This window comes from Tenuibacillus multivorans, from assembly GCF_900103915.1.
Lineage (GTDB): Bacteria > Bacillota > Bacilli > Bacillales > Alkalibacillaceae > Tenuibacillus > Tenuibacillus multivorans.
This window is the reverse complement of sequence record NZ_FNIG01000001.1, coordinates 510,952-521,999: the sequence shown is the minus strand read 5'-3', so window position 1 is coordinate 521,999 and position 11,048 is coordinate 510,952. Positions and strand designations below refer to the sequence as shown.

Genomic DNA, 11,048 nt, shown 5'->3' with positions numbered 1-11,048 from the left:
TAGTTTCCTGTTACTACTAGTCCAGTTAAATCTAAATCAGTATCAGCTGTAGTATAATTTACTTTATCTGGATTTGTTAATGTAATCCCTGTTAATGCAGGATCTGTTGTTTCTCCACCATCGCCATTCTCGTCTTATACCACTTATTTATGGCTTTCGGTTCGAGCCTACACCATACAAGCGACTTTCATCGCATACGGCGTGCCGTCAATAGGACAATATAATCTCTTTTCCAACAATTTTCGCAAATTGGTTGAAAGGAATAGGCTTACGTTACGCAAGCCTATAATTTTTTAGGGAAATAAGTAATCATTTAGAGATACCTACTGACTGGGTTTCTTCGCTCCTACTAGTTTTATCCTCCTTATATGTCACCATATAAGTTCAAACGGCTAGCAATCGTCACTACTACAAACCCGCTGCCATCTTATTAGCGTCGTCGATGCTAACACATCTATTCTAATAAGACTTCAAACGTTCCATCATGACCATCCCTTGTTTTGATGACCTTAGACTCCCACTTTTCAATATGAGAAGAAATAGTTTAACAGCCGAATTCCCTATTCCCACCTATACTATTTCAAGTATGGTGGCCAATACTAAACTCCTAGCCTTAGCAAACCATAATATTGGCTAACTCATATTGGATCAACATGGATTCGTTACCTAGTCATAGCCATCTTTTAAGGAGCCCCGCCTCAGACTCTCACTGAGTACGACTTCACCTGACTTCACCCCTTCGGTCTGTTAGGACCTCACTGGATGCAGGAGGATTAGGCTCATGGTAAAAAGATGAGCTGTTACCATGTTTGGGGTTCACACCCAAATTTTGGACACGATAGTTAAAGAATACCCCAAGAATCACGTCTCCATAGAGACAGGTTCTAAGTCGTGAGCGTAATTCTTGAGGTGTATTCTTCACTTCTTTCGTTCAACTAATGAACTTATGAAGTAACGTTTCGTTTAGTTTTATTCAGAAGTTTCATCATTTACTTCTTCTAGGGTTTCTGTTGAAATATCAACTACTTTATTACCAACACTGTCAGTAATGTAAGCTGATTGTTCAACATCAACATCTGCAAGATCTGTAACTTCCACTTCATCATCAGCATCAACATCTAAGTTCAATGTAACAACACCTGAATCATCAGCTGAAGCTTCACTTACAGTATAACCTTCAACTTCAAATGAAGCAGTTGATACTGAACTGTCTGAAATTGGTTCAGAGAAAGTTAGTTCGATTCTTGCATCTGTAACATATTCTCCATCAGTTGTAACATGTGCTTGAACGTTATCTACATCTTCAGTAGTTTGAGCTAGTACTGGCGTAATACCATCAGATACATCAGTTGTTTCTATTAGAAGTGTTGCACCTAAACTATTTGTAGCATCTACATCTTCATTAGCAGTTTCGAGTGTGATTTCTCCTTCTGTAGAGTTAACATTATAGTCTAAATCTCCATCAAGCTTAAGAGTAACTACTGTAGTTGAACCAGAGTTATCTACATTCATGTCATCAATTGTGATGTTTCCTACTGCACTACCACCAAGTACGAAATCATCTTGCTCGATGTCTGTTACTTTATCTTCTAGTACAACTTCGATTTCGTCAGTCTTAGTAGCAGTAATTGAATCTGCACCAAATGAGTTTCTTTCTTCAATTTCAATTGTGTCTGAGAAGTTTGGAGTTTTATGACCTGCTGCATCTTCTACTCTAGCAATTTCAAGAGAATCAGAACTTGGATCCACATCTAGTTCTGCCTCTTCTACATCAATGTCAATTCTTACTTTAGTGTTTTGATCAAATGCAGAAATTCCAACGCCATCACGTTCTAATGATTCAGTTCCAATTTTATACTTAGATAAATCTACAACAGAATAATCGCCATCGACAGCCATTGTGTCATTGAACTCAACAATTAATGTTTCTACACCATCGTCACCGTTGTCAACATCTTGGTTATTATATAAATATACGTCAAAGTTATCAAAATTTGGTGCAGTTTCATCATTAACAGTGAATGTTGTAGAAACATCTGATACTGCATTTCCAGCTCTGTCTTCTACACCATCAACCACTAGAGTGTATTCACCATAGATATCTTCATCAAGGACTAATTCTACTTCATTATCGTCGTCTCCTTGACGAGTTGCAGAATCGACGATGTCAACTTCGTCACCATCTTCATCTAATAACACATAGTTATCTTCTTCTTCTGCAGAGTCTTCATCTAACATTTCATTAAATGTTACTAGAAGAGTACTTTGATCTTCTGCTTCAACTTCTTCGATGACTGGAGCTTCAGTATCTTCAGTTACTTCAACTTGAACTCGTAATTGCTGTGCATTTTCATTATCCCAAAGGTCTTGAATTGTTTCACCAGCTACATAAATGTAAGCTGTCCCGTTTGGTAAAGCATAGTCATCTTCCCAAGTTAAAGTTAATTCATTTCCGTTGATATCGTCTGGAGTGATTTCATTCACTGAGTTACTGCTGTTTGTATGATAGAAATCATCTTCATTAGGTGTACCGATGAATTCAATATCTTCATCGAAAACTAGAGTTACAGAGTTTGGTGTTACATTCTTAGTTTCCACAACCTCTGGAGCATCTTCATCAGGTACTACTTCTAATTCGATGTCTTCCCCTACTACAGTATACCCAGCATAGTCTTCTAATGAATTATCGACTGAAATTGTGTGAGTTCCTTCAGTTAGAGTGCTGTAGAACTTAACATTGATTTCAGTGTTATTTTTAGCGTAAGTAACATCACTTACAAAGTAATCATCAAGATCAAATGCATCTTCTACGTATGATTCATCGAAACCATCTTCTTCATTAAGATTTAATGGCTCAGAGAATTTAACTTTGATAGTATCTTTACCAATTACCTCAGCGCCTTCAACAGAAGGGATTGAAGTGTCTTTGAATTCGAAGTCGAATTCTTCATCTTCACCAACAAGTACAGAGTCGACTGTTAGTGTAGCATCAGTTTGGTTTGGAACTGCTTTTTCTAAGTTTAAAACGATATTGTTATCGTCTACTACTGTTACTGAGGCAACTTTAACTTCATCGCCATTTTCAAGTTCTAAAGTAAAGTTTCCAGTTTTAGTTAATTCATCAGAATCAAAGTCGCCAGAAATTTCTACTTCAACTTGTTTAAGGTTATTCGCACTTTCCGTTTATATTTATAAACACTAAAAAATGCTTAAAACCCAATCATATCAATGGTTTGAAGCACTTCTATCAATTTTAACTATTAAGGTTATTGAGTCTATCGCGCAATAAATTAATTTCCCATCACATCCAGTCATCATACATCTGTTTCTGAGCGTGACGGTATAACCGTGTATAAACCTTGACATTATGTGGCCTGTCATGACCTAATAATGCCTGAATCCCTGATAAAGGCATGCCTTTCATGGCTAAGTGTGAGGCAAACGTATGCCTTAACGTGTGAGGCGTCATATAAATCTCTAAGGTATTACGATACTCTTCAAACCAATATTGAATGCCTCGAGGCGAAATTCCCCCTTTGTTATGTAACCCTAAAAAAACAAACGGTAGCTCATCATGTCGGCTTTGTAAGTAAGCCTTTAAATGTTCGGCACAGGTACGAGTAAATAAAACCATTCGCTCTTTCATACCTTTCCCTTTAGGGATTCGTATCATGCGCTCCGACCAAAGAATATCGTCTTTTTTCATGGCGGTTAACTCTCGAAGGCGAATCCCAGTTGCATACAACACCTCTATTACAGCACGTTGTTTCAGGTTTCCCTCTACATGTTGCCTTAATTGGGTCAATTGATCATACTCTAAATAGTGAGGAAGTTGATCTTCTCTTTGGGGTAAATTGAGTAACGAAATGGGATTACTCGACACATGTTTTTCTTCATAGCAGTATTGGTAAAACAAACGCAACGCAGACAACTTAAATTTAATCGAGCTTATTTTATATGCTCGACTCTCTAAATATTGCATCCAGTTTCGAATATCTCGTGTTTTTATTTTATCAAACGCCTTGTCACTATAAGAGAGAAATTGTCTGATTGCGATTTCATAATATTCAATTGTCGTTAGAGCTAATCGGTTACGATACTCATCTATAAATCTCTGAACGATTTCGTTTATTGCTTTCATAACTCACCTCTTATTTATCCCATAAATTTCCGGTAAAGAGCAACAATCTCCCGTTGTGGGAGTCTGGCATAAATCTGTGTGGTTCCGATATCAGCATGCCCTAATTCATCTCCAATAAATGATAGCTCAGCTCCTTTGCTTAAGAGTTCAGTTGCGAATGTATGGCGAAAACGGTGGGGGTACAGTTTTGTTGACAAGCCAGCTTTTTTACCTATTTTATAAATGGTTTCTTGAATCCCACGAATACTTAACCGATTGCCTTTCTTTAAGGTCACAAATAAGGCAGGTGACTGTTTAGGACAAGTATCCATATACCTTCCCAGGAGTAAGGCACACTTAGCTGTAAAATGAACGTAACGAATCTTTCTCCCTTTTCCCCTAACACAGGCTGTACGACTTTCCAAATCTACATCCTCTCGGTTTAGTTCATGGACTTCTCGAACTCGGCAGCCAGTGGTGAGGAAGAATTCCACTAGCACTTGATTTCTTAGTGTATTCTCACTTTCTTGACGAATTCTAGCAATATCTTCTTTATCTAAATATTTAGGTATGGATTTAGGTAAACGGGGAAACCATCGTCTTTTAATGGGGGATTGTTCAAGATATTCTTCTTGAATACAGAAATTATAAAATGAAGATAGAATGTCCAATTTATGTCTATAACTTGATTCTTTTAAATGGCTAACATGTGTTGTGAACCATTTTAAGATGGGCTCGGGTTGTAGTTGAGTAAAGGATTCTTCTTGTACACTAAAGAAACGTTCTAAAAATCTTCGGTAATATAGTATAGTATGCTTACTACAATTCGCTAATTTGAGACTGAGCAAAAAATCTTGGATCACCTCTTGGTTGAATGCATTTGGTAATGCCTGAGTCAGTTCCCAATACTTCTCCAATCATTTCATCTCCTTTTTATTGATAGCGATCATATTGTTTTTTTCGCGCATGTTCCATGAGTCTTGTATAAATTCGTGTGCTATTGATATTGACATGACCAAGTAATTCTTGAATGTAACTTTGAGGCATTTGTTTTTCAGCTAAATGGGCTGCAAAGGTATGGCGCATCGTGTGGGGCGTGACTTTAAATCCCAATTCTTTTGCAAATTCTTGAAAACGACGTTCAGTGGTCACCGAACTTAACGACCCACCTCGTCCATTAGTGAATAAATAAATACTCTCATCTTGGCGATGGTGTAGATAGGTTTTTAGGCGCTCCGCGCAGTCATGGGTAAACAACACAAAACGTTCTTTATTTCCTTTTCCCTTTCGAATCCATATTTGTCTCGTTTCCCACTTCACATCATCTAACCTAATATTCAATAGTTCACTGATTCGGACTCCCGTGGCATATAAGGCTTCAACAATTGCCCGGTCTCTCACATTCTTCTTTGTTAACTCTTGTAGGAGCGCAACCTGTCGTCTACTCAAATAATAGGGAAGAACATCGTCTTTTTTAGGTGTATGGACCGTCATAGTGGGATCTTTTTTTAATCGATTTTCTTCCTTGCAGTACTGATAGAAGGATTTTAGACCAACTAGTTTCGTATGAATGGTTCTCGGTTTTAATCCTTGTTCCTCCATCGAAGCGAGCCAAGATCGAATATCAGATGCTTTGACCGCATCATAATCCTTTGAGCAATTTGCAAAGAATTGTTTTAGGGATAATTGATAGCTCCGACTCGTTTCACGACTAAAACGAGCATGATGATCATCCAAAAACCTCTGTATGATTGTTTGATTTGTCATTGACATCTACCCCATTATATTTTGATAAACCATCTTCATATCTTCTGTGGGTATCCGGGCATAAACTCGGGTGGTATTTAAGTCGGCATGCCCCATCTCATCGGCAATAAATTCAAGTTCAGCTCCCCTGGCTAACATATTGGTTGCAAAGGTATGACGACAAATATGCGGATGTAAAGATTGACTGAGTTCAGCCATTTTCCCTAATTTTGTCGTTATATTATAGATGCCTGAGGATTTTAGGCTTTTACCAAACTTGTTCATAAACAGTGGATCGGTTGCCTCCCCTTTCCGTGTTTGTAAATAATCTTTTAAGACGATGGCACTTTCTTCTGAAAAATGAACATGGCGTATCTTATTGTTTTTTCCCATTACCTTTGCTGTTCTTTGCTCCAAATCGACATCTTGGATGTTTAAATTTGATACTTCTGACTTTCGGCATCCTGACGAGAATAAAAACATAACTAGGGCTCGATCACGTAGAGGTAGTTTCTCCGATTCCAATAACACACGTGCATATTCTTGTTCATTAAGGTATTTAGGTAATGCGTGAGGAATTTTCGGTCGCCACCGATTTTTAATAATAACATTGTCGACATAATCTTCGGCCAAACAGAAATGAAAGAACGAGGATAATGTAGATAAATACAAGTCCATTGTTCTAGGTTTCTTTCCCTTAGAACATGTATTCAGCCAATTCAATATATCATCAGAAGTTAACGTATCTATTGGTACTGGACATCCACTTAAAAAACACTCTAAGACTGATCGGTACTTTTTGATTGTAGATTCAGCTTTATTCGCTAGTTTTAAGCTTAATAGATATTCATTTAAAATTAACCGATTCTCCTTAGGTATTTTTTCATAGGTGCTTTCCCAAAATTTCCTCTTTACCCCAAACTAATTACCTCATTTCTGAAATTTTAGTGTTAGTAGCATTGTTAACTTTTTTTCCTTTTTTAAACCATAAATATTTATTTGTATAATAAAAATAGAGCTATCACTAATTAGTGATAGCTCAAAATATAATGCCGTATATATTCGACAGTCCTAAATCATGTGAAATATGAGATTGACTTTTATATATTCTATATTTCTTGGTAACTTGTTCTCTGTACATTTTGAAAATCTCAAAGTATAGGCACTTATATATGTCTTCCTTGTAATCTAAATATTAACCAACTTTTTGCACTTCCCAAGGACCATCAACAAATTTTTTACTATCCTCAATATGAAACTCAGCCTTGAAATAGAGTGTATTGCCAAATTGATCCTCACACTGAAAACTCCATATTATCGTTAAATCTAATAAGCTTTCATTTATTTTTCTTCCGGATTCAACTTTTTTAGATCTAAGTTCATCATTATGAAATTCTATAATTGCCTTATCACCTGGTGAAAGTGAAGATTCCTTGCTTCTGACTTCATGTGAAGTAGTTACAATAGCACTAGTATTATCATATACATCTAGCGAAACTGATTTTATCCCAGATACAATAATATTTGATACATTTTTTAATTCTGCCTGCAAATTCATATAATGTCCATTGCTGCTTTTATTTTTTATTTCAAATTTTGGAGTGTTTTTCTTGACTTCATTTAGCTTTTCCTTTTCATATCTCTGCTCTGCCATTGCCATACTCTTTTTTTGTAATTCAAGAGTTAATTTATTTATTTCATTTGTTTTTTGGTGTGACACATAATTTTGATATACCGTTATAATACCTAAACTTACTGTACCTATGAATGTCAATACAGCACCATAGTAGCCAAGTATAGATGATATTTTATACCCTACGTCATAAAAATCAGAAGGTGCTCTCAAATAATATATCCAGTTAAGTACAAAAGGCATTATTATTATAAAAAACAATAGGAAAAGTGTGATGACACCTATGCTCAATTTCCTATGATTTCTCATCCACTCAAACACATAAATCCCCCTTAAAGATAATGCTTTTTTATGCCATCAATTACAATATTGCAGACCACTTGTATAATTTTTTGTTCCATCAGAAGCAACTGCTGTTATAACAGTCATATTATAATTTGCGTCATCAATGATTACTGTACATTGACTTATTTAAAATTACTTCATCCTTCTTTGTTTGTAACAGAATCTAATTTCATTTATTATGGTTCTAAAACATAATCAAACTCATGTTCAAGGGTATTTAAATCAATTTCCAACTGATCTAATAATGTTATTTCATAACCATTAATGACTCTTTCATCTACGATAGGAACCCCATGCATCAACGTCCAGCCACTTGGTACAACTGCTACTTTGGAGAAAGATTCAATCATAAATTGTTGTATCGGAATAGATTTTGTTAGTGTAAACTTCCGATTTAAATAACGGCAAAAACCTTTAATTTTATTCTCTTGTACCGGAAATGCATTATTCTTTCTTAAAACGTAGTTTTCATTATTGTATCCAGATTTAACAGCAAAGAAGCATATTCCATCATAATATGCTGTTTCTTTCTCCACTGTAAAAGAAATTGTGGAATAATATACTCTTCCAAAAAGTGAGCTTGTTTATTTACAGTTATAATAGAACAAGCTGCAATAAGTGGCCAACATAAAAATATATGCTTTACTAATATTTATGAGATGATCTTCATTTGTAGCAGATAATATTGCTTTTCTATTCGGTTCCGATAGTATTTGGGGTGGATATCCAAAATGGAGTCTATTAAGACCATCCACTTTTTTGAAAGCAGAAGTATGAATACTATATAAATCTAACAATTGTTAATACATCTTCTCACCATTTAAAAAAGCTTCAATAATTTTATGGTCTCCAATATCTCTATTATCTCTATGATTTGTCCATCCCCTTCCTTTTTCTTGTTCATACAGAAAGTTAATTCTTTTATTTACAAATTTCCATTTCACCTTTCCGTCTTTAAAGGCCAAAAAGGCATCTACAATATTGCCTGGTGCCCTACGGAGATATATTCCTTTAGCAATAAACCAATCCTCTTCGGTTTCAATTACGGAATTTCCTCTATTAATTTGTAATAAAGTACTAAATAATTCTTCAAGTTTCATGCTATTATCACCATCCTTCACTTTTTTTAGTTTTTATAGATCAAGATGTATACAAAGTTAGTCCTTTCTTCTAAAAATACCGAGTAACAAGAATATTTATTTAGAGCATTATCAATGATTAACTTTATTTGGTCAGAAAAGTAAATTTTATTTTCCTTCAACAAATGCTCCATGTACACCTACTTAATAATTTTAGAACACTTCTATCTTTTTTATAAATGGGAAATTTCAGTGTTTCATGGTTTATAATTCCATTATTTTTCTATTCCCTTTCGTACCCACCTTCTCCGTTAATCATAATAACTGCATTGATAGATTCAGCGTTTAAATCTAGCTTTACGGTTAAATATTACCATAATAAAAGGGAAAATATAACTGTTTTATATTAGTCTAGTTTATTACAATTCTCCTGAGTTTCTGTTATAATTATTACATATTTTGTAAAGGAGGAGGAACTATAAATGAAGAAAATGATATCATTTTTGATAATGGTAGTTGTCAGTCTATCCATGGTTACGTCAGCTTCTGCTGCTAGTTATCCGGATGTCCCTGAAGACTATCAATTTAGTAAAGAGATTAACTATCTATCAGATGAAGGCATTATTAGTGGTTTCCCTGATGGAACGTTTCGTTATAATGCGACAGTAACGCGAGCACAAGCTGCTGTTATGCTTGGTAAAGTACTAGAGTTAGATGGAGAACTACAATCTACTGATTTTCCTGATGTTAGTCAAGATCACTATGCTTTTGGATATATTAAGGGAATGGCAGAATTAGATGTGATTACTGGTTTTCCTGACGGTACCTTTAGACCTGATGATCCGGTCACACGGGGTCAAATGGCTAAAATGTTAGCTGATACACTCAATTTAGAAGAAACATCAACTATTACATTTAGTGATGTTCCATCAGATCATTGGACCTATGAATATGTCCAAAAAATTTATACCGCTCAAATCACTGCTGGTTATCCAGACAACACTTATCAACCGAATAAAGAGCTCAATCGGGGTGAATTTTCAGCCTTTGTTTATCGCTCAGTGACGGATGACAAACCGGATGTGGTTAAACAAGGTGATTTAGAAGTTCATTTCTTAGATGTTGGTCAGGGTGATAGTTCATTAATCATTACACCAGATGGTTCTACAATTCTAGTTGATGCAAGTACGTCAACACATGGCGAAAAGATTGTTTCTTACCTTAAAAAGGCTGGTATCACAACGATAGACCATGTGGTAGCGACACATGCACATGCGGATCATATTGGCGGTATGGTTGACGTTTTACAAAACTTTGATATTGGTACTGTCTACGATAGCGGTGTATCACACACGTCTCAAACATACCTAGATTACTTAGAATATATTGATCAACAAAACATTAATTTTGTTGTACCAGAAGAAGGCGATTCTTTAATAAGTAATGACGATTATAATTTAAGTGGTGAGTTTATCAATGTTGGAGATGTTGATGAGGACTTAAATAATTCATCAATTGCTTTCCAATTAACTTACAAGGAATCAACCTTCACGTTTACGGGGGATGCTGAATCACAAGTCGAACAAGATATGGTTCAAGAAGGTAATCTTCAAGACACAGATGTATATAAAGTTGCTCACCATGGAAGTAACACCAGTTCTAGTGATACATTCATAGAATCAATTGACCCTGAATATGCTGTATTCTCGTATGGGGAAGATAATTCGTATGGTCACCCACATTCAAACGTCGTTGAAAAACTTCAATCAAGAAACGTGGAGTTATATTCTACAGCCGTTCAAGGTGATATTGTATTTACTACAGATGGCTATTCATACGATATTAATGTTCCAAAATGGGATCCACAAATCAATGAAGGACAAAACGAAGAACCACCGTCTGAGGATGGAGACCATTCAGTAAGTTACCCAATCAACATTAATACAGCTGATTATGAAACCTTACAAGCTATTACAGGTGTTGGACCAACCATTGCTCAGCGTATAATTGACTATCGTGAAGCGAACGATGGATTTGATACTATTGAAGAAATCATTAATGTTAAGGGTATCGGTGATGCAAGGTTTGAAGATATGAAAAATCAAATTACAGTGGAGTAATTCAT

Annotated in this window: 10 protein-coding genes; 2 read left to right on the top strand and 8 right to left on the bottom strand. The window is 35.5% G+C overall.

Annotated features, from left to right (window positions below; translation table 11 throughout):
• Positions 1-969 precede the first annotated feature (969 nt).
• On the bottom strand, positions 970-2,598 hold the full coding sequence (locus tag BLP77_RS02630) for an Ig-like domain-containing domain (protein ID WP_093855540.1): 1,629 nt from the start codon (positions 2,596-2,598) through the stop codon (positions 970-972).
• A gap of 322 nt (positions 2,599-2,920) precedes the next feature.
• Between BLP77_RS02630 and BLP77_RS15590 the strand changes: the two genes are divergently transcribed.
• Positions 2,921-3,202 (top strand): hypothetical protein, encoded by a 282-nt coding sequence (locus BLP77_RS15590; RefSeq protein WP_143001388.1) that lies wholly within the window; start codon positions 2,921-2,923, stop codon positions 3,200-3,202.
• Positions 3,203-3,301: 99 nt separating this feature from the next.
• Here BLP77_RS15590 and BLP77_RS02625 read toward each other — a convergent pair whose 3' ends face one another.
• The 7 genes from BLP77_RS02625 to BLP77_RS02595 all read right to left on the bottom strand — a co-directional run bounded on the left by BLP77_RS02625 (position 3,302) and on the right by BLP77_RS02595 (position 8,944).
• Positions 3,302-4,141 carry a tyrosine-type recombinase/integrase gene (locus BLP77_RS02625; RefSeq protein ID WP_093855539.1) on the bottom strand — a complete coding sequence of 280 codons (840 nt, stop codon included), beginning with the start codon at positions 4,139-4,141 and terminating at the stop codon, positions 3,302-3,304.
• A 14-nt stretch (positions 4,142-4,155) separates the two neighbouring features.
• Positions 4,156-5,037 (bottom strand): tyrosine-type recombinase/integrase, encoded by an 882-nt coding sequence (locus BLP77_RS02620; protein ID WP_093855538.1) that lies wholly within the window; start codon positions 5,035-5,037, stop codon positions 4,156-4,158.
• 16 nt (positions 5,038-5,053) lie between these two features.
• Positions 5,054-5,887 (bottom strand): site-specific tyrosine recombinase/integron integrase, encoded by an 834-nt coding sequence (xerA, locus tag BLP77_RS02615; RefSeq protein WP_093855537.1) that lies wholly within the window; start codon positions 5,885-5,887, stop codon positions 5,054-5,056.
• A 6-nt stretch (positions 5,888-5,893) separates the two neighbouring features.
• The gene (gene xerA, locus BLP77_RS02610) at positions 5,894-6,724 is read right to left on the bottom strand and encodes a site-specific tyrosine recombinase/integron integrase (RefSeq protein WP_261753385.1); all 831 of its coding nucleotides are present in this window, start codon (positions 6,722-6,724) and stop codon (positions 5,894-5,896) included.
• A gap of 337 nt (positions 6,725-7,061) precedes the next feature.
• Positions 7,062-7,820: a hypothetical protein gene (locus BLP77_RS02605; protein ID WP_093855535.1), complete on the bottom strand. Its 759-nt coding sequence runs from the start codon at positions 7,818-7,820 to the stop codon at positions 7,062-7,064.
• A 200-nt stretch (positions 7,821-8,020) separates the two neighbouring features.
• Complete coding sequence (locus BLP77_RS02600; RefSeq protein ID WP_093855534.1) at positions 8,021-8,380, bottom strand: hypothetical protein; 360 nt, start codon at positions 8,378-8,380, stop codon at positions 8,021-8,023.
• A gap of 264 nt (positions 8,381-8,644) precedes the next feature.
• On the bottom strand, positions 8,645-8,944 hold the full coding sequence (locus tag BLP77_RS02595; protein WP_093855533.1) for a hypothetical protein: 300 nt from the start codon (positions 8,942-8,944) through the stop codon (positions 8,645-8,647).
• A gap of 461 nt (positions 8,945-9,405) precedes the next feature.
• On the opposite strand from BLP77_RS02595, the gene BLP77_RS02590 reads away from it, so the two are divergent.
• The gene (locus tag BLP77_RS02590; RefSeq protein ID WP_093855532.1) at positions 9,406-11,043 is read left to right on the top strand and encodes an S-layer homology domain-containing protein; all 1,638 of its coding nucleotides are present in this window, start codon (positions 9,406-9,408) and stop codon (positions 11,041-11,043) included.
• The last annotated feature ends 5 nt before the right edge of the window (positions 11,044-11,048 follow it).